Raw genomic sequence first — 24,074 nt, 5'->3', positions numbered from 1 at the left:
TTCGGTGCCGGGGTCAGCCGCTGGTGGGTGCGGCGAGGGAGGCACGGCTCTGCAGCGGCATCGGCACGCGGTGCACGACCGCTTCGAGCGGGCCCGGGCGGAGAATCAACTCCATCGCCTGGTGTCCGAGCCGGTAGTGCGGCAGCCGTAGCGTGGTGAGCGCCGGACGCAGCACCGAGGCGATGTCCTGGTCGTCGAACGAGATGACCGACACATCGCCGGGCACCGACAGACCTGCCTCGCCGAGTGCCTGGTAGGCGCCGAAGGACACCCGATCGGCCAGGCACACCAGGGCACGGGGCCGGTGACCCGCTGCCAGCAGGGCGGACACCTCGCGGTGGCCGTCCAGCGTGTCCCAGTCGCACTCGATGACGCCTTCCAGGCGTGCCCCGCCCTCTCGCAGGACCTCCTCCAGACCGCGCATGCGCTCGTTGCCGGCGATGATTCCCTCAGGGGTGGCCGGAACGGCCTGGTGGCCGCCGATCGCCCAGATGCCCTCACTGTGACCGGCCGCGAGCAGAGCCCGGGCCGCATCCCGTCCGGCCTCCAACTCGTCCGGGACGACGGAGGGTGCGTCGAAGTCCGGGGCCAGGCAGTTCAGCAGGACCACGCGGCGCCCGAACAGCTCCTTGGGCGGGGTCACGTACCGGGTGAACATGGACGCGTAGACCACCGCGTCGACCTGTCGGTCCAGCAGTGCGTGGACCAGCGACGACTCGGCGGCTCGATCGCCGCCCGCCTCGGTGATGAACAACAGGTGGTCCCGCTCCCGGGCAGCCTCCATCGCCCCGCGGATCACTTCGCCGGCGAACGGGGTCGTGGTGATCCGGTCCGAGACGAGCCCGATCGTCTGGGTGGACTTCGTCCGCAGACTGCGCGCCGTGACGTTCGGGCGGTAGCCCAGATCCCGGGCGGCCTCCAGGACTCGTTCGCGGGAGGCGTCGGAGATACGCATGTCGGTCCGGCCCGACAGGGCGAACGACGCGGTCGTCGGCGAGACGCCTGCCCTGCGGGCAACGTCGGCCATGGTCACGCGGCGTTCGGACATCAGAGGATCAGCCCCGTTCAGCTAAATCGGATTAGCAACGTGTGACGAGATTGCTCCACCCGTCATCCACTGTCAACACCCCGGACATCTCACCTGCGTAACGGCGACGTTATGTCCTGATTCCGGCACCTTCAGTGGATACGAAAACGAAGTCTGTCTGCGTTAGCTCTTGCTTTAGCTGCGGCGGCGCACGAACCATGCCGACCCATGACCTAAATCGAATTGGCGACCCGTCAGGTGACGGTCAGCGTCCCGTGGGCGCCTCCCGTGTACCCGGCACGGCAATGGCCCGGCCCACCGGCCGCCGCACCAAGCAACTCCTCCGCACCGCCTTCGGCCTCACCCTCCACGTCGGCGACCGGAAACCGGGGACACAGCGTCGTCGCCGATGCCGGCATCCCCTTCAACCCCTCGCTTCCCGTACCCGCCGCCTCGGCCGTGTCGCGTCCGGGGGCGGCGTCCTGCTCCACCCGCTCATCTCGACCCCACACCACCGGAGGTTCGTATGCGAACCCGCTCGACACCGAAACCCGCGACAGCGAGCAGAGGCAACGTGCTGCGCCTTCTGCTCGCGCTCACGATATGTCTCGGTCTGACGTCACCTCTGATGTCAGAGCCCGCCAGCGCCAGCGAGACCACCCTGTCCAACCCCGGCTTCGAGACCGGCGACCTCAGCGGTTGGACCACCACCGGAACGGCCTTCAACGGGGCCGTCACCGACGACCCCGGCTGGGGGTGGGGATGCTGCTTCAACCAGGAAGGCACCCACCACCTGTGGGGCTTCGCAGGCGGCGGCGACGCCGCCACCGGAACCGTCACGTCCGAACCCTTCACGCTGACGGGTACGGGAATGGTCGGTGCCCTGGTCTCCGGCGGCCGCAACGAGGCTCAGTTGTACGTCGCACTGACCACCCTGGACGGAACCGTCCTCCACAAGGCGACCGGCACCGACGACGAGGCGTACCACCGCGTCACCTGGGACGCCCGCGATCACCTCGGGGAACAACTGCGCATCACCGTGGTCGACCAGGCCACCGGCGGCTGGGGCCACATCAACCTCGACGACGTGCGAGTCGGAATCGACAAGGCGCCCACCCCCGCCCAGGAAGGGCTCGCCGCCTACTGGGACTTCGCCGAAGGCCGGGGCACCGCGACAACGGAGCAGATCAGCCAGGCCGCGGACCCCATCAGCTACGTCTTCAACAACGCGGTGTACAAGCCGAACAGCGACCCCCTCTGGCGCACAAACCGCGAGGAGGAAGGCGTCCTGTCCGGCGCCCTCCTGTTCGACGGCTATTCGACCTGGGTCACACGCGCTGCCTCACAGACGCAGCTGCCCACCGACGGCATGACCGTCGAAGGGTGGGTCGCCCCGCGCGCCTTCGAATGGGGCGACGGCGGCAAGCCCTCCGCCATCGTCAACCAGCAGGACAAGGCCGCACACCGCGGCTTCTCCCTCGGCGTCGGACGACACGGAGTATGGGAATTCGGTGTCGGCACCGGTGACGCCTGGTACGAGATCAAGGTGCCGAAGTCCGCGGCCCTGGCTGCCGGGAAGTGGGCCCACCTCGCGGCAGTGTTCGCGCCGGGCGAAGGCGCCATCAGGCTGTACCTGAACGGCGAACAGGTCGCCCAGACCGCCATCCCCACGAATGCCCGGATGGCCAAGGCCGACGTCCCGATGATCATCGGGCGCCACAACCAGCCCACCATCATCAACGGCACCTTCGCCGTCAACATGTTCAACGGCTTGATCGACGAGGTGAAGGTCCACACCGGCCCGCTCACCGCCGCCTCGGTCGCGGCGAGCCATCAGCAGGATCTCCGGACGTTCAGCGGGGGCAGCATTCCAGAGGCCCGTATGGCCATGGACCGCTCACGCTACGACGGTGACCGCTACCGTCCCGGCTACCACTTCACCGCCCCCAACCACTGGATGAACGAGCCGCACGCCCCCATCCAGGTCAATGGCAAGTACCACCTCTTCTACCAGCACAACTCCCACGGCCCTTACTGGCACAACATCGGCTGGGGTCACGCGGTCAGCGAAGACCTGGTCCACTGGCGGGACCTGCCTGTCGCCCTCGCCCCCACCGCCGACAGCGTGGCGCCCGACGGTGTCTGGTCCGGTGATTCGACGCTGGACGAAAACGGCGTCCCTGTCCTGCTGTTCACGGCAGGCAACGACTCCCAGCGCCCCAACCAGGCCACCGGCCTCGCGCGCCCCGTCGATCCCAGCGACCCCGACCTGGTCGAGTGGAAGATGCACCCCACCCTGGTGACCAGCCAGACCGCCGACCTGAACGTCGGCGCGGGACGCAAGGTCCGCTTCGGCGACTTCCGCGACCCCTACGTCTGGAAGGAGGGGGACACCTGGTTCCAACTGATGGGCTCGGGCGTCCAGACCACCTCGGGCACCGACGTCGGCGGCACCGCCCTGCTCTACACCTCCAAGAACCTCACCGACTGGACCTACTCGGGCCCCCTGATGGTCGGCGACGTCGCGGCTCATCCCAAGACCGGCCAGGTATGGGAACTGCCCACCTTCCTGCCCATCGGAAAGGACGCCCAGGGCCGCCAGCGCCGGGCGCTGCTCGTCAACCCGGCGTTCCCCGCCGGGCCCGGCGAGTACAGCAGCAAGTACGTCTACTACTGGGTCGGCACCTGGGACGCCGGGGCCCGCCGATGGACACCCGACACGACCGAGCCCAAGCTGATGGACTACGGCGACCATTTCACCGGCCCGAGCGGAACGGTCGACGACAAGGGACGGTCTCTTGTCTTCAGCATCGCGCAGGACCGGCGCACGGAACGCGCCCACTACGACGCCGGGTGGGCCCACAACGCCGGCCTCCCCATCGAACTGTCCATGCTGCCCGACGGAGACCTCGGGTTCAGCCCCGTGGAGGAGGTCTCCCGACTCCACACCGGCGCGCCGCTCCTGGACATCAGCGAACCGGCCTCCGTCAACGACGTCAACACGCGCCTGGCCGGCATCAAGGGAGACATGCTCCACATCAAGCTGACCATGGCGCAAGGCACCGCCGGAACCTTCGGACTCGACGTACTGCGCAGCCCCGGGGACGAGGAACGGACCCGCCTGTTCTATGACGCCCCCGCAGGACAACTGGGCGTCGACCGAACACGATCCGGGAACAACTCCAGCGCAGAACCCGACCTCGGGATCCAGAAGGGCCCGCTCACGCTCTCCAACGGAAACCTGACCCTCGACGTGTTCCTCGACCGCTCGATGATCGAGGCATACGCGAACTCACACAAGTCCATCACCACCCGCGCCTACCCCTTCCGGCAGGACTCCCTGGGCCTGCGACTGTTCGGCGACGGCAGCGTCGTCACGTCCATGACCGTCTGGAAGATGGGCAACATGACCGACTGACCTGACCACACGTGCGGAGAGCACGGCGGCCACTGGTTCCCCATGCCCACACCCTGTTCGGTCCGCAGCCTCGTGGCTGCGGACCGAACAGGCGTTTCCCGGTACGTCGGTTCGCCGCGCGTGCATGGTTCTGCCGCCTCGACAGAGGGAAGCGATCCTCGGCGCGCCCCCCGGACGACGGCCAGCAGCCCCTCCAGGGGGAGATCCGCCGCCATGGCCAGCACTGACACCGGCGTCGACACCGAGAAGGACGGCTCCACAGCGGCCGAGCAGAACCGGGACGCTTAGACGACTACATCTGGACGTCCGTCTCGCGCGGTCTGCTCGGCTTCCTGCTGGCGCTCGCCGTCGGTACGCCGCTCGGCCTGCTGGTCGCCCGGTGGCCTTCGTCCGGGCGGCCATCGGCCCCATCCTGTCCGGCCTGCAGTCGCTGCCGTCGGTGGCCTGGGTGCCGCCCGCCGTGATCTGGCCGGGCCTGGACGACTCGATGATGTACGCGGCGATCCTGCTCGGCGCGGTCCCTTCCATCGCCAACGGCCTTGTCGCAGGCGTCGACCAGATCCCACCACTGTTCCTGCGGGCCGGCCGGACGATGGGCGCGACCTGCGCGGGGCCCGGCACATCGTGATGCCGGGGGCGCTGCCCGGCTATCCGGCGGGACTCAAGCAGGGCTGGGCGTTCTCCTGGCGGTCCCTGATGGCCGCCGAGATCATCGCCTCCTCACCCGACCTGGGCGTCGGCCTGGGCCAGTTCCTGGAGAACGGGCGCACCAAATCCAGCATGCCGCAGGTGTTTCTGGCCATCTTCCTGATCCTGCTCGTCGGCATCGTCATCGATCTGCTGATCTTCAGCCCGCTGGAGCGGTGTGTGCTGCGCAGCCGCGGCCTGCTGGTCACCCGCTGAAAGAAGCTTGCACGAGGACACGGTCAGGGATTCGTCCAGGCCCCGGGGTCCTCCGCGAGGATCAGGACCTCGTCGGGCAGCTTGGCCGCGGCCACGTGGGCCAGGGTGACCTCGCCGAGAATCTTGCGGACATTGGCGCGTACGGCGATCCACAGCGGCAGCAGCGACTCCGCCGGACCGCCGTAGGAGAGCTCGGGTGGCCGCACGCCGCGCACTGACACCAGGGGGCCGTCCGCCACACGGATGACGTCCGCGATGGCGATCGAGTCCGCGGGGCGGGCTAGCCGGTAGCCGCCCTTGCCGCCCCGCTGACTGACCACGAGACCGCCCCGGCGCAGGTCGCCGAGGATGCCTTCCAGGAATTTGTGCGGGATGCCCTGCGCCGCGGCGATTGCCTCGGCCTTGAGCGAGGCGTTGTCCCCTGCCGCGGCCAGCTCCAATGCCGCCCGCACCGCATAGTCCGCCCGCGCCGAGATCCGCATGCCGCGATTATCCATCACTGCCGTGTCCGCCCGTCACCGGCTGCGCCGTCAGGCAGGAAGGGCGAAGGGCGGGTGCGCACCGTTGAGGAAGTAGTCCCCGATCTCGCGCAGTCTGTGGGCGGCTGGTTCGCGCAGGGTGTGGGTCCGGGCGTCACGCCAGAAGCGGTCGAAGCCGTGCCGCGTGGAAGCGGCCTCGACGCCGACGACGTCCAGGGCACGGGTGGTGATCTCCTGCGCGGCACGGGAGGCCGCGGCTTCGGCCACGCTCGCGAGGACGGCGATCTCCGCGCACTCGTCGTCGTCGAGATCCTCGCCCTGCGCGAGGCCGCGCAACAGGGCATCCACCGCCTGGTCGGCGAGGGCGGACGCGGCACGTGCGACGACAGCCAGCTCGCCGTACATGGTCAGCGCGTACGGATCCTGCGGGGGGCTGTCCGGCCAGGGCTGAGGGGAGAAGGGCTGCCAGGGCGACCGCACGGCCCTTCCGTGCTCGTGGACCTCAGCCAGCAGTCCCTCGGAGATGCCGAGACAGAACTGGGCCGAGACCAGACGCGCGGTCGGCACGGCGAGAGAGGCGAAGGGTGACAGGACGCCCTCGTCCGGCGAGAGCGACCCGAACACGTCGTCCGCCGCGACCGGCACGGAGTCGAACTCCACGGCGCCACCGGCTGCCAGCCGCTGCCCGAAGGTGTCCCCGCCGCTGCCGCTCACGACACCCGGGCGGGCGGGGTCGACGAGGACGGCCAGCGGCACATCGGTGCCGTACTTGGCGGCTCGGACCACCAGCCGGTCGGCGATTCCGACGCCGGTGGCGTACCTCTGGTAGCCGTTCAGCAGATAGCCGTTCGCCTTGGGGGTCAGGATGAGTGCCGGTTCGTGTGAGGCGATACCGCCTCCCCAGCACCACTGCCCCTCCGTCGACTCCCGCTCGACGCGGGCGGCACGTGCAGGCCCGGCGAAGAAGCGGGCGCTGAAGGACAGGAAGTAGTGGTGGCCCAGCAGGTGGCCGATGGCCCCGTCCGCCGTGGCGACGGTCCGCACGACCGCGTAGGCCGTACGCCAGTCCGCACCTCCTCCCCCCTGCTCGGCCGGTGCCATCAATGTCAGCAGCCCCGACTCGCGCAGCCGTGCGACCTCGTCGATCGGTGCTTTGCCGGCCTGTTCGCGCTCGGCCGCGTCCGTCGACAGGTCGTCCGCGATCTCACGGGCGATGTGCAGCCAGTCGATCTGACCGGCTTCCGCGTCGGTCACCTCGTCCGCCGTCACCGTCATATCCGGACCCGCTTCATGCGACTGCGGCTGTCGTTACACCTCAGTGCTGTGGTCATGGCGTCTTCCTCCAAGGGTACGAGGACGACGCGGTGCCCGGCGAGGCAGCGGGGCAGTGCAGCGGTGTGCGGTGACGCGTCGGCTTCGCCATCCTCACTCTCCTCTTCGACCACCGTCAACACTTCCCTAGTAATTCGATAGGAAAACTAGGGATAGAGGTGCGCTCCGACTGATTCACGCTCCCGGATGGCGAGTTCGCGGTGGCGGGCGGCCAGGTGGTCGTCCCGGCCGCGAGGGCTGCCGACCGGGCGGTGGAGGCGCTCGCGCAGCGTGGCGCCGCCGGACGGGGCCGGGAGCCTGCCGCGGCTGCGGGGTTCCGGGACGACGAGATCGACGATCTCCGCGACGGCGGCGGGCGGCTCGCCCCAGGTGAGGTAGACGTCGACATGCTTGGCGGCGGCTTCTCCCGCGATCGGCGAGGAGCCCCCGGTACACGTCGGGGACCGGGTCGGGCACCCGTGCGAGCTTCACGTCCTCGACATGGAGGTGCTCGCCGCGCAGGTCGACGGTCCTGCCCTGCCACAACCCTCGTACGATCTCGAGGAATTCGCCGGTACGGCGGCAAAGCGCGTCCTTGTCGAGGAAGTCTCTCGGCGTCGCGGGCCGAGGCGCCCGCCCGGAACTCGTCGGGCAGGGCGGACGCGACAGTGACGGCCTCGGCGTCGTCGGTGATGACGTGTGCGGTCATGGCCTCAGCTCGCCGCGGCCAGGAGCGGGGTACGGCCCAGCGCCAGTGAGAAATGGTCGACGACCTGGGTGAGGGCCTCGGCGGCGGCCGGTGCGACAGTGATAGAGCCGTCGTCGTGGGCGGTGATGTCCTTGTCGAGGGTGAACCAGCCCTGCACGATGTGCGCGGCACCCATGGAGTTGAGGACCGGACGCAAGGCGTAGTCAATGGCGAGGACATGCGCGATGGAGCCGCCGGTGGCGAGAGGGAGGACCGTCTTTCCGGTGAGTGCGTACTGCGGGAGCAGGTCGAGGAGCGCCTTGAGGACTCCGGAGTACGACGCTTTGTAGACGGGTGTTCCTACGACGACGCCGTCGGCACTCGCGAACAGCTCGGTGGCCTCGACGATCGCCGGATGCCGGAAGTCCGCGCCGAGCAGGGCCTCGGCGGGGATGGTGCGGACGTCGAGCGGGACGACGTCGTGCCCCTGAGCGGCCAGTCGCTGGTCCAGGTGGCGCAGCAGGCGGTTGGTGCGGGAGGAGGCGGAAGGGCTGCCGGAGACTGACAGGACAGTGGCCATGGGTCCTCTTTCGGGGAGAAGTGGGCGCCTCCGCCGGGGAGGCGCTCTGGGGGCGGTCAGGAGTACCGGGTGGGTTCGGGCAGTTCGCCCTCGATGACCCGGCGCCCCACCTCTCGCCGCTTGTGGGCGACAGGGACGTGGAGGGTGTGGGTCCGGACGTTGCGCCAGAAGCCGCAGGCCCTCGGATGCCGCGGTGGCGCGGGCGCCGGTCACCGCGAAGATCTGGTTGCCGATCGCCAGGGCTCCGTCGGCGGCACGGGCCTTCACTGCTGAAAGGAGTGCCCCCGTCGGCGCCATTCCTCCGCGAGCAGTGCGTACGACCGGACCCGGTCCGTGTGGTCGTGAGTGATCGTCGTGATGAGCAACTCGTCCGCACCCGTGGCCTCCCGCAGTTGTTCCAACTGGTCGGCGACCCGGCCCGGCGAGCCGACGAACTGGGTGTCGAGGCGGTCCTGGACGAGGGCCCGGTCCTCGTCGGTCCACGCGTGAGCGCGCGCTTCCTCCGGTGTCGGGAACTCGATGGCGCCCTCGGCGGTACGGATGCTGCGCACCCACGGGCCGTAGCCGGTAGCGAGTTCACGGGCCGTCGCGTCGTCCTCTGCGACAACGACGTCCGCCGAGACGCTGACGTACGGCTTGTCCAGGAACTCGGAGGGCTGGAAGAAGGACCGGTAGCCCTCCACCGCTTCCAGGACCGTGGCCGGGCTGACGTGATAGTTGGCCGCGAACCGCAGACCGTTGCCGCCCGCCACCTCGGCGCTCTGACCGCCGCTGCTGCCCAGGATCCACGCCTCCACGTCGGCGCCCTCTCCCGGCACCACGTGCGCTTCGACGCCCTCCGGCGAGCGGTAGGTGCCGGCCAGCAGAGCGAGGATGTCGTCGATCTGCTCGGCGTAGTCCTGTGACTCGGCGCCCGGCAGCAGGAGCAGCCTGCGCTGCAGCGCGATGCGGGGTGAGCCGAGCAGATGCTCGAAGGAGAAGCGGGGTGGGATCAGCAGGCCGTTCGGGGTGCGGCCGTCGACGACCGGGGTCGCCGTCGGCAACGGCGCGGCCGGCTGTCCCGGCGGGCGGCCGCCCGAGCGGCCCAGGCCCAGATCGAAGCGGCCCGGATGCAGCGCGTCGAGCAGGCCGAACTCCTCCACGGTGGACAGCGCCGTGCGGTGGCCGAGCTGCACGGCCCCGGCGCCGAGCCGGATGGTGGAGGTGGCGGATGCGGTCAGAGCCAGGACGACGGCGGGTGACGTGCCGGCAACGCCCGGGTTGAGGTGGTGCTCGGCGAACCAGTAGCGGGCATACCCGAAGCGCTCGGCCTGCTGGGCGAGGTCGATGGAGTTGCGCAGGGCATCGGCTGCCGTCGAACCCGACGGGATCGGGACCAGGTCGAGGACGCCGAGGGAGATGTCAGACACTGGCGGGCTCCTGAGTGAACGGTGATGCCGGAAGCACGGGGCCCCAGGCGAACGGCGGATCCGGGATCTCCCGACGCAGCACGGGGGCGACCTCGGACTGGAACAACTCGAGCGAGGCACGGTGCTGGGACTCCGTCAGCCCGCTCGCGTCGGCATGCAGGTGCACCACCGTGTGGCCGAACTGTTCGTGGTAGCGGTGCACCTTGTCGATGACCTGTTGCGGGCTGCCGATCAGGGCGGAGCTGCGTTCGGCGAAGTCCTCCAGGGTCTCGAAGACGACCGGCAGGCCGGCCTTCTTGAAGAACGCCAGGTTGGACTCGAAGATCGGCCGGTACGCGGCCAGCGCCTCCTGGGAGGTGGGGGCCACGTAGATGCCGGCCGTCCCGGCGCCAACCGCGATGTCTGCCGGGTCGTGGCCGTAGAACTCCCAGCGCTCGCGGTAGTGGCGGATCAACTCGGCATACGACTCGATGGGGTTGGTGACGTTTGCCGAGAAGAGCGGGTCGCCGTAGCGAGCGGCGAGGTCGACCGACTCCTTGCTGGTGGCGCTGCCGTGCCAGACCCGGACCGGCTGCTGGTACGGCCGTGGCCACACCTCGGCGTCGGTCAGCGGTGGGCGGAAGCGGGTGTCGGCGGTGACCTTGTCCTGGCGCCAGATCTTCCGGAAGACCTCGTAGCTCTCGGCGTTGCGGTCCCACTGGTCCTCGGGCGTGACGTGGAACAGGTCGCGTTGGGCGGCGCCGTTGCCCTTGCCGATGATCAGGTCGAGGCGGCCGCCCGATAGGTGGTCGAGGGTGGCGTAGTCCTCGTACGCGCGGACCGGGTCCAGCAGGCTGAGCGTTGTCACGGCCGTGAACAGGCGGATCCGCTTGGTCAGGGCGGCCACATGGCTGAGTACGACGGTCGGGGACGAGGAGATGAACGGCCGCTCGTGGCGCTCCCCCACGCCGAAGCCGTCGAAGCCCAGCTCCTCGGCGAACAGGGCGTTGTCGAGGACCTCGCGGAAGCGGTCGTGGGTGGACTTCCGCACCCCGGTGACCGGGTCCGGGCGGTGCACTATCAGGGTGATGGAGAGGAACTTCACGACGCCGCCCGCTCGTCGGACGCCTCGTCCGGGTGCGCGAGGCCGAGGTGGTGGCGGAGGGTGGGGCCCTCGTACTCGGTGCGGAAGACGCCCTGTTCCTGCAGCAGCGGGACGACCTTGTCGGCGAAGTCGTCGAGGCCGGTCGGCGTGATGTGCGGGGCGAGGATGAAGCCGTCGCTCGCGTCGGCCTGGACGTAGTCGTTGATGGTCCTGGCGATGGTGGCCGGTGAGCCGACGAAGGTCTGGCGGTTGCCGGTCTCGATGACGAGGTCGCGGATGGACCAGTTGTTCGCGGCGGCCAGCTCACGCCATTCGCGGGCGGTGGCGATAGGGTCGCGGTACATGCGGACCTGGGCACGCCCCTTGGAGATGTGGTTGTCGCTGACGTCCGGGTCGATGTCCGGCAGCGGACCCTCCGGGTCGTAGGAGGACAGGTCCCGGTTCCAGACGAACTCCAGGTGCTTGAGGGCGGTGGCCCCGCTGACCTGCTGCCGTCGGACGGTCCGTGCCAGTTCCTCGGCCTCGGCGTCGGTGTCGGCGAGCGCGAAGGAGGCGGCGGGCAGTATCAGCAACTGGTCAGGGCGGCGGCCGTACTTGGCGAGGCGGTTCTTGACGTCCGTGTAGAAGGCCTGGCCGCCCTCCAGGGTGGCGTACCGGCTGAAGATGGCGTCGGCGGAGGAGGCAGCGAACTCGCGACCCTCCTCCGAGTCGCCGGCCTGGAAGATGACGGGGCGGCCCTGCGGGGAGCGTGGGACGTTGAACTGGCCGTGGACGTCGAAGTGCTGGCCGGTGTGGACGAAGGAGCCGGCCTTGGCGTCGTTCAGGAAGACGCCGGTCGTTTGGTCCGCGAGGATCTCGTCGCCGTGCCAGGAGTCGAAGAGCTCGCCCGCGGTGGCCAGGAACTCCTTGGCGCGGGAGTAGCGCTCCTCCTGCGGGAGGAAGCCGCCGCGGCGGAAGTTCTCGCCGGTGAAGGCGTCCCATGAGGTGACGACGTTCCAGGCGGTTCGGCCGCCGGAGAGGTGGTCGAGGCTCGCGAACTGGCGGGCCACCTCGTAGGGCTCGTTGAAGGTGGAGTTGATGGTTCCGGCGAGGCCCAGGTGTTCGGTGACGGCGGCCAGTGCGGCGAGGATCGTGAAGGTGTCGGGGCGGCCGACCACGTCCAGGTCGTAGATCTTGCCGCCCTGTTCGCGCAGGCGCAGGCCCTCGGCGAGGAACAGGAAGTCGAACTTGGCGCGTTCGGCGGTCCTCGCGAAGTGCGCGAAGGAGCTGAACTCGATGTGGCTGCCGGCCTTCGGGTCACTCCAGACGGTGGTGTTGTTGACGCCCGGGAAATGCGCGGCCAGATGGATCTGCTTCAGCGGCTTGCTGGTCATGTCGGTGCGGGTCCTTCCGGCTCAGATGGCGGCGTAGCGGTTGGCGGGGCGGGTCAGGCCCAGCAGGCCGCGCAGGGTGTCGGCCTCGTAGGCGGTGCGGAAGGCGCCCCGGCGCTGGAGTTCAGGGACCAGGGACCGGGAGATGGCGGGGACGTCGTGTCCGGCGACCGCGGGACGCAGCCGGAATCCAGTCAGTCCCGCCTCCGCCAACTCCTGAAGCAAATCAGCGAGTTGGGACGGTGTACCGGTGAATATGCGTGCGTCGCTCGAGTACGGCTCTCCCGCGAGGCCGTCCAGGCGCCAGCGGCGGTCCTCGGCGGCGGCCTGGTCGTCGTCGAGGAAGACCACAAGGTCGCCGAAGACATGCAGGAGTTCATCCGCGCGCCCGGCGGCCTCCTGTTCCGCACGGATCTCGGCGACGATGGCGTGGGCCTGGCCGGCATCGTGCGGGGTGACGTAACCGACGTCGGCCTGGCGGGCCACCAGGCGGTACGGGACGGTCTGGTGGGCGAGGGCGGTGACCAGTGGCTGACCCTGCGGCGGGCGCGGGGTGATGGAGGGGCCCTTGACGCTGAAGTGCCCGCCCTCGAAGTCGATGTAGTGCAGCTTGTCGCGGTCGACGAAGCGGCCGGTGGTGACGTCCCGGATCTCCGCGTCGTCCTCCCAGCTGTCCCAGAGCCGGCGCACGACCTCGACGTAGTCGGCGGCCTCGTCGAAGTGCTCGGTGAGCCGCTCCTGACCGGCCGGAGTCTGCAACTCCTCCAGGCTGAGCGGCGGGAAGGTGCGGCGGCCGAAGTGGTCGGCCTCGTACGGGCGGGCGCCGATCTGCACCCGCAGGCCGGCGCGGCCGGTGCTCACGTAGTCGAGAGTGGCGATCGCCTTGGAGATGTGGAACGGCTCCGTGTGGGTGGTGATCACGGTCGGCACCAGACCGATGTAGCGGGTGAGGGGGGCGATGCGGGACGCGATCAGGACGGCGTCCAGGCGGCCACGGACCTGGTCGGTGCGGCCGTCCGGCTCGCCGTAGTAGGAGGACTGCAGGCCGAGGCCGTCCTCGAGGGTGACGAAGTCGAGCAGGCCACGTTCGGCCTCGGCGACCAGGTCGGCCCAGTATCCGGCGGTGAACAGGTCCCGGGGGCGGGCCACTTGCTCGCGCCAGGAGGCCGGGTGCCAGCCGGTGCCGTCGAGGGCGACGGCGAGGTGAAGGTGGGAAGAGGGGGTTGAGGACACGAGGGTGCCTTCCTGGAGGTCCGTACGAGATCGCCGGCCCGCGGGAATCGGGGCGCACGGCGGCTGGGGAAACGGGGTCAGGAGCAACAGAGGGCGCCGGCCACGCGCTGGAGGTCGGTGTGGGGCCGGGAGTGGAGGCGGACGGCACGGAGTACACGTGTCATGTGTCGCACCTCCGTCCTAACGGGCCGGGCAACCGCCTTCGACAAGAACAAGGGCACGGCTATGCCGTTTCTTCCGGCGCGGCGGCCCCGGTGTGCCGGACGAGCGAGAAGACGGTACGGCGGCGCAGGGTGAACCCGATCGACTCGTACAGCCGGATCGCGTTCGCGTTCGTGGCCGCGGCGTGCAGGAAGGGGCGTTGGCCGCGCTCCTTGATGCCGACTGCGACCGCACGGACCAAACGAGTGGCCAAGCCCCGGCCACGGTGGTCGGGGTCGGTGCACACGGCACTGATCTCTGTCCAGCCAGGCGGGTGCAGCCGCTCGCCGGCCAGGGCGATCAGCCGGCCCCGGTGGCGGATGCCGAGGTAGGTGCCCATCTCCACGGTGCGAGGCAGATAGGGGCCCGGCTCGGTGCGGGCGACCAGGTCGAGGATCTCGGGCACGTCGTCGGGACCGAGCAGTACGGCTTCGGGATCGGGCTCGGCGCGCAGGGAGGTGTCCACGAGTTGGACGCCGTGTCCGGTGCGCACGACCTCCCAGCCCTCCGCCGCCTCGGTCACGCCCCGCACCGCGGCGGTGCCGCCGGGGCCGACGAGTGCGGTGAGGTCGGCCCAGGCGCGCGGGTCCTCCTCGTCGGAGAGGGCGTGGAAGGGGGCCACGTCCTGCTGGTAGCGGACGGCGTGGCCGATTCGTTCGGCGAAGTGGGCGTGCGGGCCGGTGAGCGCGGCCCAGGCGGGGTTGTCCAGAATGTGTGAGGAGCTGGTGTCGAGGGCGATGACGGACATGGTGTGGTGGTCTCCGGTGTGCGGCTCGGGGTGTCCGGCGCGCGGGGACGCCACCGCGAGGCGGCCATGGAGTCCCCAGCGTGCGGTGGTCAGGAGTTGTCGAGCGGCAATCCGGGCGGGTCGACCTCGGACTTGGCGACGGCCTCGTTGGAGAGGTTGTAGGCCTTGAGCCACTCGGCGTACTGGCCGTTCTTGATCAGGTAGTTGATGGCGTCCGCGAGCGGCTTGGCAAGGCCGCTGTCCTTCTTCGCGGTCGCCGCGATCAGGCCCTGCAGGCTCGCGCCGGCGCCGGAGTAGGTGCCGGCGGTGCGGGTGGCGTTGGGCGTGTTCGCGACCTGGCGGTTGTGGTAAGCGAAGCCGGGGTTGGGGCCGAAGGAGGCGTCGACCTTTCCGCTGTTCAGCGCCAGGTAGGTGCTGGTGCTGTCCTGGAAGTACTTGACGTTGAGTTTCTTGCCCTCCTTGGCGAGCTTGGCCTTCCACTCCAGGAGGATCCTCTCCTGATTGGTGCCGGAAGCGACGGCGATCGTCTTGCCCGCGAGGTTCCCGTAGTCGCCGTCGAAGTTCCAGGTGCTCTTCTTCGGCACGATGAACGCGAGGTTGTCCTGCCGGTAGGACGCGAACTCGTACTTCTTCTTGCGTTCCTCGGTGTCGGTGACGTTGGAGAACGCCACGTTGACCCTGCCGCTGTCGATGCCGACGAAGAGGTTCTCCCATGTCGAGTTCTTCACCTCGGGCTTGAGGCCGAAGACGGCGGCGACCAGGCGGCCGAAGTCGGGCTCGGCGCCTGTGAGGGTCTTCTGGTCGTTGCCCACGTAGGCCAGCGGCGGGAAGCCGGCCGGCAGGGCGCCGATGCCGATCTCCAGCCTGCCGCTCTTCTTGACGGCGGCGGGCAGTTCGGCGCTGATGGACTTGACCTCGGAGACCTTGATGGTGGTCTGCTTGGCGGCGCCGTTGGAGACCTTTCCGATGACGACCTCGCCGGACTGGGCGGCGCTGTCGGTGGAGGTGGCCGCGTCGCTGTTGCCACCGCAGGCAGCGAGCCCGGTGGCCAGGGAGGCGACGGCGGTCGCCGCGGTGATGCCGCGTATCAGGCTGCGTCGGGTGAACTGGGTGGGCATGGCCATTCCTGTCGCTGGAGGTAATGAGGGTGGCGTGGGGGGAGGTCTGAAGGGTGCGGCGGGTCAGAGGACCTTGCTGAGGAAGTCTCTGGTCCGCTCGTGACGCGGGTTGTCGAGGACCTCGGAGGGCGGGCCCTGCTCGATGATCCTGCCGCCGTCGATGAAGACGACCCGGTCGGCGATCTCGCGGGCGAAGCCGATCTCGTGGGTGACGATGACGAGGGTGGTGCCCCTGGTCGCCAGGTCCTGGATGACGGCGAGGACTTCGCCGACCAGTTCGGGGTCGAGGGCGGAGGTGGGTTCGTCGAAGAGGATGACGCCGGGGCGCAGCGCGAGGGCGCGGGCGATGGCGACGCGCTGCTGCTGGCCGCCGGAGAGCTGGCGCGGGTAGGCGCCGGCCTTGTCGGCGAGGCCGACCCGGTCGAGGAGTTCGCGGGCGAGTTGCCGCGCCTCAGGCCTGCTGAGCCGGCCGGTGGTGACCGGAGCCGCGGCCACGTTGTCCAGGACGGTCAGGTGCGGGAAGAGGTTGAAGTTCTGGAAGACGAAGCCGATCCGCCCGCGCTGGGTGAGGATGGCCCGCTCGCTCAGCTCCTTGAGCCGGTCGCCCTGCCGCTTCACACCGATCGGCTCGCCGTTGACGCTGACGTAGCCGATCTCCGGCTTCTCCAGGTGGTTGATGACCCGGAGCAGGGTGGACTTGCCGGAGCCGGAGGGGCCGAGGATGACGGTCACCTCGCCGGGGCGGACGGTCAGGTCGACGCCGTCCAGCACCCGATGGGTGCCGTACCACTTGTGCACGTCGTGGACTTCGACGGCGGCGGGCGTGACGTCCGCCAGCGGTTCGAGTGTCTTCGCGCTCATACGGCGGCCTCCTGGCGGATGCGGGCTCGCAGGCCGGTGAGCCCGGTGCGGAGCTTCTGCAGCGGAGTCGGTGGCAGGTTGCGGGTGGCACCGCGGGCGTAGTGCCGCTCGACGTAGAACTGGACGACGGAGACGACGCTGGTCAGGATCAGGTACCAGACGGTGACGACCAGCAGCAGCGGCACGATGTCGCCCGGGTAGGTGGAGCCCATGGTCTGCGCGGAGCCGAACAGGTCCAGCAGGGAGACGTAGAAGACCAGCGAGGTGCCCTTGATCAGGCCGATGAGCTGGTTGACGTAGTTCGGGATGATCGAGCGCAGCGCCTGCGGAAACACGATCTTTCGGAACTGGTAGCCCTTCGGCAGGCCGAGCGCCGCTGCCGCCTCGTGCTGGCCCTGATCGACGGAGAGGATGCCGCCGCGCACCACCTCGGCCGCATAGGCCGCCTCGTTGAGGCTCAGGCCGACGACGGCGACGACCATGTCGGTCGCGAGCCTGGACTCGTCGAAGGAGAAGAAGGCCGGGCCGAAGGGGACCCCGACGCTCAACGTCCTGTACAGAGCACTGAAGTTGTAGAGAAAGATCAGCACCACGATGAGCGGGATGGAACGCAGCGCCCAGACGTAGGCCCAGCTGACCGCGCGCAGCACCGGGCTCTTCGACAGCCGGGCCAGGGCGAGCAGGATGCCGCCGACCAGACCCAACAAGGCGCTGTAGGCGGTCACTTCGAGGGTGATGAGGAGTCCGTCGAGAATGTTCGGCCGCAGGAACCAGTAGCCGAAGCGGTCCCACTGGTAGAAGGGGTTGGAGACCAGACCGTGCACGAACTGGGCCGCCAGGACCAGGACGACCGCGGTGGCGACCCAGCGTCCTGGCCGCCGTAGCGGCAGAACTCGCTGGGCAGTGGGGGCTTTCGTCGGTTCGTCGGCGGTCGGCGCCTCGGGGAGGATGACGGTGGCGCCAGGGGGTTCACTCATGGTGGGCTCCGGCTGGGTGGGTACACCCCGGAGGCGCGGCGGCATGCGGGGGCGCACACGACGGCGAGGTACCGGGGACGGGGAGGACAACGGCACACCGCTCGGGCGGTGTGCGTCAGGGAGTGCGGGGGCTGCGGGGAGGTGTCAGCCCCGACAGCGGGCACGGCCCGGTGTCGTACACAGTGCGCTGTTCACGCGGAGCAGGTCGACAGCACGGTCGGCGACGAGGAGGTTCGCGTACGGCCGCACGCAGCCCTGAGGGCGGCATACGGCCGTCCTGGGAGCTGCGTGCATGGCGTCACCGTCACTGTTCCGGCCCTGTGGGCCTCGCGCTTACCGAAACATCATCGGTCCGGTCGTCACCTGGGGCACCCCACCGCCTGCGAGGGTTGCCGGTCAGCTAGCCAGGGCTTGTCGCTGACGCTCATGACCGTTCTGGGCCGTAGTTAAGACAATTGCCCGAACGAATGTCAACGCCGGTCCACCAGGTGGAACGGCTGACGGGCCGCGTGTGCCGCCCAGTCCAGGATCTGAACGGCTGCTCCAGCACCCTCCAGTCCATGGCAACGGGCGTGATGACGGCGCTCGATGCCGTCGAGGTCGAGGTGGCCGCCGAAGGCAGGGTGGGCGGCCAGGTGGCGGGCGTAGGCCCACAGGGTCGGATGGTCGGCGATGCGCCGGACGGCTGAGGCGTCCAGGTGGTTGCGGTGCACGGTGTCGAGTTGGACCAGGGCGACCCACAACTCGACGTCCGCCGCCGTGATTTCGTCGCGAATCATGTACGTGCGGCCGACGAGCCATCGCTCCAGCACGCCCAGCGTCTCGAGCAGCATGGCGAGCGCCGCCGCGCGCTCAGCCTGCTCGCCGCCGGCCGATCCGGCGCTCTGCGCGGCCTGTTCGATGCCCGCGCACATCCGCTCGACGGCCTCGATCTCCGACTCGGCGCCGCACGGGTACGGCGAGGGTCGGTCGCCGCCGAAGCGGCGGGCGAGGTCGCGCATGATGTCCGGAGCGTGCGTGCTGACGATCCGTCCGGACCAGTCGTCGCTGAGCACCGGCGCGACGGCCGGACCGGCGTATCGGTGGGCGCTGGCCTCGTACAGCGGTTGCAGGGCCGAGTGGCCGCCCTCGGGGCAGTCGGGGACGGCCGACAGGAAGGTGGCCGGACAGACGGTGTCCAGGCCGAGCAGGCCGTGGGTGACGGCGATGCGCAGGCCATCGGGACACGCGGTCGACAGATGGAGGCGGTAGCGGCCCGGAACGGCGTAGTGGCCGCTGCGCGCGTCCTGGCCGATCCGGCCCCGGAAGGCGGGCGCGGGTCGGTCGGAGGCGTGGGCGGCCAACGGTGTGACGGACATGAATCTCCCCTGGAGCGGGCGCGGACGTACACGCGGCGGAAGCGACGTCGGGCGAGGGAGCGGGGCTCACCCGTATGCGCAGGTCAGGACGGCACCATCGTGGGGCATCCCTCGGCGCGGGATGGGCGCGGCTCAGCCCTGAGGGCTGATCGAACTGCAGACACGCTGCAGATCGATGTGCCGACGCGAGGTCAGAAGAGGCGAACGGCTCACTCGGACAGCGACCGGCTCCAGGCGCCTCATGTTTCCCTACCTGTTCACTAGGATTCCCCCAGTGAGTGTCGGACCGGCCGCGAGCGACGTCAAGAGGACCGTCCCGCATCGCGGACGCCCAGATGGACGGCGCCCCCGCTCGGCACGGTCACCACGCGTTTCCCACTGCACCGCCGGGACGGGGTGTATCCGGCGTCGGACGAGTCGGCGTCGGCGTGGGTGACGTGCCTGCGAGCTGCGTGATCACCGCTGAAGGCCCTGCCAAAAAGGGCCCGCAGGCTCTCGCCCGCGAAGACCCTCCGCACCGCCGGGACGACACACACCGTCGGGACGACGGGTTGTGAACCTGCGGCCCCTTGCCCGTTTGCGGAGCTTCTGAGCGGCGCGCGACACATCGTTCTTCGAGGCCGGTGTCCAGCGTCCTAGGCCGAGTGAAGGAGTCTGGTAGGAGCCTACGACCGCCCAGGCCAGTCAGTCCGGATACTCCGGCCCCTCCGCAGTGCGGGCGCCGAGCCTCCTCCCCCTGCCCCACCCCAGCTCTCGTCGATATCCGCCGAGCAGCCCGGATTCCTCGAGCTCTGTCACATCACGCACGTGCGAGCCGGGAGCGACCGCGGTAACCAGCGGGGCGACGAACAGCGCGTCGGTCGGGCAGTACGCCTCGCACTGGAAGCAGGTCTGGCAGCTGTCCTGGCGCGCGATCACCGGAACGCCGTCGGCGCCGCGGTCGAAGACGCGCGTCGGGCACACCTCGATGCACCGGTCACAGGCGATGCGGCGGTCCGGCTCGACGATCTCGATCATGGGGCCAGGCCTCCAGTCACGCCAAGGGACTGGAATGTCATGTCCGGACGGCTCCATACCTCGTCGAGCCCCCCGGTGAGCAGCCGGTGGTGCTGGGCCGGGTCCTGCGCCGGCCGGCCGGCCCGCTTCCTGCGCGCACCCCTCACCCACCGGTCCGCACCGGACCGACGACAGGCGGGCTGAGCCCCCGAGCCGGCCCTTGTACACATGACTGACAAGAAGCTGTCACACGCCGACCGGAATGCGGGTCCGGCCGACGCCTGTTCTGACTGACATGACTGTTGGAGTAGCCCTCAACGCGTCCGACGCGCCGAACCAGGTCGACGCCACCGTCCAACTGGCCCAGGAGGCCGCGGAGTTCGGTGTCGCGTCGGCCTGGTTCGGGCAGACCTTCGGCGCGGACTCACCCCAGCTCGCGGCGATCGTCGGGCGCGAAGTGCCCGGACTGCAGGTCGGCACCTCCGCGATCCCCGTATTCGGCCGGCACCCGCTGCTCGTCTCCAGCCAGGCCCAGACCGCCCAGGCCGCGACCCACGGCCGCTATCACCTCGGTCTGGCTCTGGGAACGAAACTGCTGACGGAGACGGGCTTCGGTCTGCCTTTCGAACGACCCATAGCCCGGCTGCGCGAATTCCTCACCGCCCTGCGGAAGTTGACCGAAACCGGCACGGCCGACTTCCACGGCGAACTACTCACCGCCACCACACCGATCACGGCGCGGGTTCCGGGTGCCGAGAACGGTGTCCCCCTGCTCGTCGCCGCGATGGGGCCGCAGGCTCTGCGGGCCAGCGGCGAGCTTGCCGACGGAATCCTGCCCTATCTGGCGGGACCGCGCGCCCTGGAGAACCACATCGTGCCCGCCCTGACCGCCGCAGCCGAGGCCGCGGGCCGCCCCGCGCCCAGGATCGTGGCCCTGGTGCCCGGCGTGGTCACCGACGACGTCGACGCGGTGCGGGCCAAGGCCACCGAGAACCTCGCGTTCTATGAACAGATCCCGTCCTACGCGCGGGTCATCGAACTCTCCGGCGGCAGGCGGGCCGTCGACCTGGCCGTGATCGGCGACGAGAAGACGGTCGAGGCCGAGGTACGCCGTTACCGCGACGCCGGCGCCACCGAGGTCGTGTTCTCCGGGACCGAGATCGCGGGAGAAGCCGACCGCCGACGCACCTGGCGGCTCCTCGGCGAACTGGCCGGCTGAGTACACCCCTCGGCTCGTCAGCCCCCTGCCTCCCCAGCATCCCCTGCACCTAAGGCACCCCCGGCACAAAGGAGATTCCCCATGACCATCGAGGCCACCACCACGGACCTCCACGCCTTCACCGAGATCTGGCTGGAGTGGCACCGCGCCCAGGAGGCCCGGCTCGCCGCCCCGCACGGGTTCCTGGCGGTCACCGGCCTGCACTGGCTCGACGACCGACCGCAGCGCTTCCCGGACGCGCCCGGCGCATGGCACACCGGCCCCGAAGGCGTCGTCGTACACCTCGACGAAGGTGAGGAACTGATCGTCGACGGAACGCCGGCACGCGGCGAACACCGCTTCGGTGTGCTTCCCGAGCGCGGCGGCGTCGACGCCGTCTGGGGAGACGCCGTCATCGAGGTCGCCAAGCGCGGCGGCCAGGACATCGTGCGCCCCCGGCACCCAGACGCGCCGCTGCGCACGGCCTTCACCGGAACGCCCGCCTACGCCCCCGACCCGCGCTGGGCCGTGACGGGCCGCTACATCCCGTTCGACACGCCACGGCCGACCACCGTGGGCGCCGCGGTCGAGGGCCTTGAGCATGTGTACGACGCCCCGGGCAGGGTCGAGTTCGAGCTGGACGGGCAACAGCTGGCGCTGACCGCGTTCCCCGGCCATGGTGCGGGACGGCTGATGGTGCTGTTCACCGACGCCACCTCCGGCCTCACCACGTACGCCGCCAACCGGGCCCTCGCCCTCGACCCTCCTGCCACCGACGGCACGGTCGTCGTGGACTTCAACCGCGCCACGAACCTGCCGTGCGCCTACACCGACCTGGCCACCTGCCCGCTGCCCCCGGCCGAGAACCGGCTGCCGGTGGCGATCGAGGCAGGCCAGAAGATCCCCCGCGAGCGCGGCGGCTTCTGAGCCGGACGCACTCTCGCCCCGACTCTCCTGGCAAGGCGTCCTTTTGCGTCATTGACGTACGCCAAGACCGCTCCGTACGATCACGAACGGCATTGAGTGTCAGCGTCAAGCCCTGGCTCGCTGACCGGCAACCCTCCCCCGCGGTGGGGTGCTCCAGGTGAAAGCCCGGCGGGATCACCGACGATCTCCGCAAGCGCGTGGCCCCGTGATCGGGGCCGGATATGTGGAGGACCGACATGCGGCACGGTGGTGACCTCAGCGCCCGCTTCGCCGGCGCCACCGTGTTCTCCCGGCTCTCCCGTCGGCGCCACATCGACCTCAAGCGCTCGACCAGCTGTCTCTGTCAGGTCTGACGGGCCTTCCCGCCGCTGGTCGCAGTACGGCACCTGTCGTCGCGCACCCGCCCGCGCCTGATCTCTGCCTGTCTTTGATCCCCCGTTTCGTCCTGTCCCCGTCTGCACCGCGCTCCCCCGGCACCGGCGTCGCGCCGGCCGGGGCAGCATGCCCACGCACGGACGTGCCCTGCGCCACAGCCGTGCCTGGTGACTCGAGTAGGAGAAGCCCTCCGTGACTGCACTTTCCGATGTCAGAACCTCCCGGTGGGCGGCACTGACCGCCCTTGTGACCACCAGTGTCCTGCTGACCGCCTGCGGCTCCGGCGGCGGCGATTCCGGCACCGGCGCCGGGCAGCCCAAGTCCGGCCGCACCCTGACCTTCGCGGTGGGTTCGGACTCCGGCTGCGTGGATCCGCAGCAGGTCGCCAGCAACGAGACCATCTACTCTGTGCGCCAGGTCGTGGACTCACTCACGGACCAGGACCCCAGGACCGGCAAGATCGTGCCGTGGCTGGCGAAGAGCTGGGATGTCAGCTCCGACGCCACGACGTTCACGTTCTACCTGAGGTCGGGTGTCACCTTCAGCGACGGCTCGAAGCTGAGCGCGCAGGTGGTCAAGGACAACTTCGACGCGGTGCCGAAGCTCGGCGCTCTGGGGACGCTCGCCGAGGGCTATCTGAGCGGCGTCAAGTCCACCACGGTGGTCGACCCGCTCACCGTCAAGGTGACCTTCAGCCAGCCCAACGCTCAGTTCCTGCAGGCCACTTCGACCCACTCGCTCGGGATCGAGTCGTCGGCGAGCGTGAAGAAGACCCCGCAGCAGAAGTGCAGCGACGGGGTGATCGGGTCCGGACCCTTCGTGTTGAAGCAGTACGTGCAGAACCAGTCGATCACCCTGGCCAAGCGCACGGGATACGCGTGGGGTTCCTCGCGGTGGAGCAAGAAGGGCGAGGCGTACCTCGACAAGCTGGTATTCAAGGTCGTCCCGGAGGCGGGCATACGGGCCGGCAGTCTCCAGTCCGGCCAGGTGGACGCGATCAGCAGCGTGGGCAAGGCCAACGAGGCGGCGCTCAAGGGCGGTCAGGTCGCCCTGCAGCGACGGGCCAACCCCGGCGTCGTGTTCGGTCTCGGCCTCAACAACTCGCGACCGGCCCTGCAGGACACGAGGGTGCGCCAGGCGATCCTGTTCGCCATTGACCGGAAGCAGATCGCCGACACCGTCTTCCCCACCGGCACCCAGGCGGCGACCAGCGTCCTAGCGCACACCACACCCGACTACACCGACCTCGCCTCCCATCTGGCCTTCGACGCGGCCAAGGTCAAGTCCCTGCTACATGCCGCCGGCTGGAAGACCGGCAGCGACGGCATCCGCACCAAGGACGGCAAGAAGCTGAGCCTGACCGTCAAGTGGTTCCCCAACGCCTCCACCAACCAGCCCGCGCTGGAGCTGATCCAGCAGCAGCTCAAGGCCGTCGGTGTCGACGTGGTCCTCAAGCAGCTCCAGGTCACCCAGTTCGCCCCAACCCTCCAGTCGGGTGACTTCGACGCGGTGTGGAGCAACGTGACCCGCGCCGACCCGGACATCCTGCGCAGCTCCTTCTCCACCGAGCTGGCCAACTCCTACCACCTGCCCGCGAGCTCCCTCGACACGACGCTGTCCGATCAGGCCGCGACCGTCGACACGGCCGAGCGCAAGCAACTGGTCACCCAGGCACAGCAGTTGCTCGTGCAGAACGCCTACTATGCGCCGGTGGTGGAGCTCCAGACCCAGCTGGGCGTCGCGAAGAAGGTGCACGACCTGAACTTCGACGCCTCCAGCCGGATCCAGCTGCACGACACCTGGATCGGGTAGC

General features: G+C 69.6%; 21 protein-coding genes, 3 pseudogenes and 2 riboswitches. Of the genes and pseudogenes, 6 read left to right on the top strand and 18 right to left on the bottom strand.

The features are described 5' to 3' along the window. Positions 1 to 13 precede the first annotated feature (13 nt). Positions 14 to 1,048 carry a LacI family DNA-binding transcriptional regulator gene (locus ABZ454_RS16365; RefSeq protein WP_356315890.1) on the bottom strand — a complete coding sequence of 345 codons (1,035 nt, stop codon included), beginning with the start codon at positions 1,046 to 1,048 and terminating at the stop codon, positions 14 to 16. Positions 1,049 to 1,655: 607 nt separating this feature from the next. Between ABZ454_RS16365 and ABZ454_RS16360 the strand changes: the two genes are divergently transcribed. Together ABZ454_RS16360 and ABZ454_RS16355 are read left to right on the top strand one after the other, a co-directional pair. After that, the gene (locus ABZ454_RS16360; RefSeq protein ID WP_359538492.1) at positions 1,656 to 4,445 is read left to right on the top strand and encodes a GH32 C-terminal domain-containing protein; all 2,790 of its coding nucleotides are present in this window, start codon (positions 1,656 to 1,658) and stop codon (positions 4,443 to 4,445) included. Positions 4,446 to 4,735: 290 nt separating this feature from the next. Then, positions 4,736 to 5,348, top strand: a pseudogene (locus tag ABZ454_RS16355) (ABC transporter permease subunit); the annotation flags it as partial. Between the two features lie 23 nt (positions 5,349 to 5,371). Here the strand turns inward: ABZ454_RS16355 and ABZ454_RS16350 are convergent. The 17 genes and pseudogenes from ABZ454_RS16350 to ABZ454_RS16270 form a co-directional block, all read right to left on the bottom strand. Further along, positions 5,372 to 5,830 (bottom strand): Rrf2 family transcriptional regulator, encoded by a 459-nt coding sequence (locus ABZ454_RS16350; protein WP_356315886.1) that lies wholly within the window; start codon positions 5,828 to 5,830, stop codon positions 5,372 to 5,374. A gap of 48 nt (positions 5,831 to 5,878) precedes the next feature. Next, positions 5,879 to 7,102 (bottom strand): acyl-CoA dehydrogenase family protein, encoded by a 1,224-nt coding sequence (locus ABZ454_RS16345; RefSeq protein ID WP_359538490.1) that lies wholly within the window; start codon positions 7,100 to 7,102, stop codon positions 5,879 to 5,881. Between the two features lie 395 nt (positions 7,103 to 7,497). Then, positions 7,498 to 7,747: pseudogene (locus ABZ454_RS16340) on the bottom strand (LLM class flavin-dependent oxidoreductase); the annotation flags it as partial. A 104-nt stretch (positions 7,748 to 7,851) separates the two neighbouring features. Next, a complete protein-coding gene (ssuE, locus tag ABZ454_RS16335) occupies positions 7,852 to 8,406 on the bottom strand; it encodes an NADPH-dependent FMN reductase (protein ID WP_359538488.1) in 555 nt (184 codons plus the stop codon). Between the two features lie 56 nt (positions 8,407 to 8,462). Further along, positions 8,463 to 8,682 (bottom strand): annotated as a pseudogene (locus ABZ454_RS16330) (monooxygenase); the annotation flags it as partial. Further along, entirely contained in the window at positions 8,670 to 9,815 is a 1,146-nt protein-coding gene (locus ABZ454_RS16325) for an LLM class flavin-dependent oxidoreductase (RefSeq protein WP_359538486.1), read from the bottom strand. The gene ABZ454_RS16325 and the pseudogene ABZ454_RS16330, both read right to left, overlap by 13 nt. Next, the gene (locus tag ABZ454_RS16320) at positions 9,808 to 10,899 is read right to left on the bottom strand and encodes an LLM class flavin-dependent oxidoreductase (protein ID WP_359538484.1); all 1,092 of its coding nucleotides are present in this window, start codon (positions 10,897 to 10,899) and stop codon (positions 9,808 to 9,810) included. Before ABZ454_RS16320 ends, ABZ454_RS16325 begins: the two co-directional genes overlap by 8 nt. Then, positions 10,896 to 12,272 (bottom strand): NtaA/DmoA family FMN-dependent monooxygenase, encoded by a 1,377-nt coding sequence (locus ABZ454_RS16315; protein WP_359538482.1) that lies wholly within the window; start codon positions 12,270 to 12,272, stop codon positions 10,896 to 10,898. Before ABZ454_RS16315 ends, ABZ454_RS16320 begins: the two co-directional genes overlap by 4 nt. Positions 12,273 to 12,293: 21 nt before the next feature. Then, a complete protein-coding gene (locus ABZ454_RS16310; RefSeq protein ID WP_359538480.1) occupies positions 12,294 to 13,502 on the bottom strand; it encodes an LLM class flavin-dependent oxidoreductase in 1,209 nt (402 codons plus the stop codon). 77 nt (positions 13,503 to 13,579) lie between these two features. Next, positions 13,580 to 13,666 (bottom strand): putative leader peptide, encoded by an 87-nt coding sequence (locus ABZ454_RS16305; RefSeq protein WP_359538732.1) that lies wholly within the window; start codon positions 13,664 to 13,666, stop codon positions 13,580 to 13,582. Between the two features lie 59 nt (positions 13,667 to 13,725). Continuing rightward, the gene (locus tag ABZ454_RS16300; protein WP_359538478.1) at positions 13,726 to 14,451 is read right to left on the bottom strand and encodes a GNAT family N-acetyltransferase; all 726 of its coding nucleotides are present in this window, start codon (positions 14,449 to 14,451) and stop codon (positions 13,726 to 13,728) included. Positions 14,452 to 14,540: 89 nt separating this feature from the next. Continuing rightward, positions 14,541 to 15,569 (bottom strand): transporter substrate-binding domain-containing protein, encoded by a 1,029-nt coding sequence (locus ABZ454_RS16295; RefSeq protein WP_359538477.1) that lies wholly within the window; start codon positions 15,567 to 15,569, stop codon positions 14,541 to 14,543. A 63-nt stretch (positions 15,570 to 15,632) separates the two neighbouring features. Beyond that, positions 15,633 to 16,430, bottom strand: a complete 798-nt coding sequence (locus tag ABZ454_RS16290; RefSeq protein ID WP_356315866.1) for an amino acid ABC transporter ATP-binding protein — start codon at positions 16,428 to 16,430, stop codon at positions 15,633 to 15,635. Further along, positions 16,427 to 17,407: an amino acid ABC transporter permease gene (locus ABZ454_RS16285; protein WP_359538475.1), complete on the bottom strand. Its 981-nt coding sequence runs from the start codon at positions 17,405 to 17,407 to the stop codon at positions 16,427 to 16,429. The genes ABZ454_RS16290 and ABZ454_RS16285 overlap by 4 nt, the downstream gene beginning before the upstream one ends. Positions 17,408 to 17,731: 324 nt before the next feature. Continuing rightward, a riboswitch (SAM riboswitch) is annotated at positions 17,732 to 17,839 on the bottom strand. A gap of 38 nt (positions 17,840 to 17,877) precedes the next feature. Next, positions 17,878 to 18,765, bottom strand: a complete 888-nt coding sequence (locus ABZ454_RS16280) for a glutathione S-transferase C-terminal domain-containing protein (protein ID WP_359538474.1) — start codon at positions 18,763 to 18,765, stop codon at positions 17,878 to 17,880. Positions 18,766 to 18,897: 132 nt separating this feature from the next. Further along, the gene (locus ABZ454_RS16275; protein ID WP_346771924.1) at positions 18,898 to 19,008 is read right to left on the bottom strand and encodes a putative leader peptide; all 111 of its coding nucleotides are present in this window, start codon (positions 19,006 to 19,008) and stop codon (positions 18,898 to 18,900) included. Positions 19,009 to 19,449: 441 nt separating this feature from the next. Next, complete coding sequence (locus ABZ454_RS16270) at positions 19,450 to 19,782, bottom strand: ferredoxin family protein (protein ID WP_359538472.1); 333 nt, start codon at positions 19,780 to 19,782, stop codon at positions 19,450 to 19,452. Between the two features lie 274 nt (positions 19,783 to 20,056). On the opposite strand from ABZ454_RS16270, the gene ABZ454_RS16265 reads away from it, so the two are divergent. From ABZ454_RS16265 to ABZ454_RS16250, 4 genes are all read left to right on the top strand, one after another. Beyond that, positions 20,057 to 20,980, top strand: a complete 924-nt coding sequence (locus ABZ454_RS16265; protein ID WP_359538470.1) for an LLM class F420-dependent oxidoreductase — start codon at positions 20,057 to 20,059, stop codon at positions 20,978 to 20,980. Between the two features lie 81 nt (positions 20,981 to 21,061). Further along, the gene (locus tag ABZ454_RS16260; protein ID WP_359538469.1) at positions 21,062 to 21,886 is read left to right on the top strand and encodes a DUF1684 domain-containing protein; all 825 of its coding nucleotides are present in this window, start codon (positions 21,062 to 21,064) and stop codon (positions 21,884 to 21,886) included. 88 nt (positions 21,887 to 21,974) lie between these two features. Next, positions 21,975 to 22,088: riboswitch (SAM riboswitch) on the top strand. Between the two features lie 34 nt (positions 22,089 to 22,122). After that, positions 22,123 to 22,239: a putative leader peptide gene (locus ABZ454_RS16255; RefSeq protein WP_356149602.1), complete on the top strand. Its 117-nt coding sequence runs from the start codon at positions 22,123 to 22,125 to the stop codon at positions 22,237 to 22,239. Between the two features lie 214 nt (positions 22,240 to 22,453). Then, complete coding sequence (locus tag ABZ454_RS16250; protein WP_359538468.1) at positions 22,454 to 24,073, top strand: ABC transporter substrate-binding protein; 1,620 nt, start codon at positions 22,454 to 22,456, stop codon at positions 24,071 to 24,073. The last annotated feature ends 1 nt before the right edge of the window (position 24,074 follow it).

This window comes from Streptomyces sp. NPDC005803 (assembly GCF_040630435.1).
Classification (GTDB): Bacteria; Actinomycetota; Actinomycetes; order Streptomycetales; family Streptomycetaceae; genus Streptomyces.
The sequence above is the reverse complement of the archived record's forward strand: the minus strand, read 5'-3'. Positions and strand labels throughout refer to the sequence as shown.

What these genes read in the sequence shown, in the direction of transcription:
- ABZ454_RS16280 (WP_359538474.1), bottom strand. Translation starts at nt 18,765, where the DNA reads ATGTCCGTCACACCGTTGGCCGCCCACGCCTCCGACCGACCCGCGCCC.
- ABZ454_RS16305 (WP_359538732.1), bottom strand. Translation starts at nt 13,666, where the DNA reads ATGACACGTGTACTCCGTGCCGTCCGCCTCCACTCCCGGCCCCACACC.
- ABZ454_RS16285 (WP_359538475.1), bottom strand. Translation starts at nt 17,407, where the DNA reads ATGAGTGAACCCCCTGGCGCCACCGTCATCCTCCCCGAGGCGCCGACC.
- ABZ454_RS16315 (WP_359538482.1), bottom strand. Translation starts at nt 12,272, where the DNA reads ATGACCAGCAAGCCGCTGAAGCAGATCCATCTGGCCGCGCATTTCCCG.
- ABZ454_RS16345 (WP_359538490.1), bottom strand. Translation starts at nt 7,102, where the DNA reads ATGACGGTGACGGCGGACGAGGTGACCGACGCGGAAGCCGGTCAGATC.
- ABZ454_RS16275 (WP_346771924.1), bottom strand. Translation starts at nt 19,008, where the DNA reads ATGAGGCGCCTGGAGCCGGTCGCTGTCCGAGTGAGCCGTTCGCCTCTT.
- ABZ454_RS16260 (WP_359538469.1), top strand. Translation starts at nt 21,062, where the DNA reads ATGACCATCGAGGCCACCACCACGGACCTCCACGCCTTCACCGAGATC.
- ABZ454_RS16360 (WP_359538492.1), top strand. Translation starts at nt 1,656, where the DNA reads ATGTCAGAGCCCGCCAGCGCCAGCGAGACCACCCTGTCCAACCCCGGC.
- ABZ454_RS16290 (WP_356315866.1), bottom strand. Translation starts at nt 16,430, where the DNA reads ATGAGCGCGAAGACACTCGAACCGCTGGCGGACGTCACGCCCGCCGCC.
- ABZ454_RS16270 (WP_359538472.1), bottom strand. Translation starts at nt 19,782, where the DNA reads ATGATCGAGATCGTCGAGCCGGACCGCCGCATCGCCTGTGACCGGTGC.
- ssuE (WP_359538488.1), bottom strand. Translation starts at nt 8,406, where the DNA reads ATGGCCACTGTCCTGTCAGTCTCCGGCAGCCCTTCCGCCTCCTCCCGC.
- ABZ454_RS16295 (WP_359538477.1), bottom strand. Translation starts at nt 15,569, where the DNA reads ATGCCCACCCAGTTCACCCGACGCAGCCTGATACGCGGCATCACCGCG.
- ABZ454_RS16365 (WP_356315890.1), bottom strand. Translation starts at nt 1,048, where the DNA reads ATGTCCGAACGCCGCGTGACCATGGCCGACGTTGCCCGCAGGGCAGGC.
- ABZ454_RS16265 (WP_359538470.1), top strand. Translation starts at nt 20,057, where the DNA reads ATGACTGTTGGAGTAGCCCTCAACGCGTCCGACGCGCCGAACCAGGTC.
- ABZ454_RS16350 (WP_356315886.1), bottom strand. Translation starts at nt 5,830, where the DNA reads ATGCGGATCTCGGCGCGGGCGGACTATGCGGTGCGGGCGGCATTGGAG.
- ABZ454_RS16300 (WP_359538478.1), bottom strand. Translation starts at nt 14,451, where the DNA reads ATGTCCGTCATCGCCCTCGACACCAGCTCCTCACACATTCTGGACAAC.
- ABZ454_RS16255 (WP_356149602.1), top strand. Translation starts at nt 22,123, where the DNA reads ATGCGGCACGGTGGTGACCTCAGCGCCCGCTTCGCCGGCGCCACCGTG.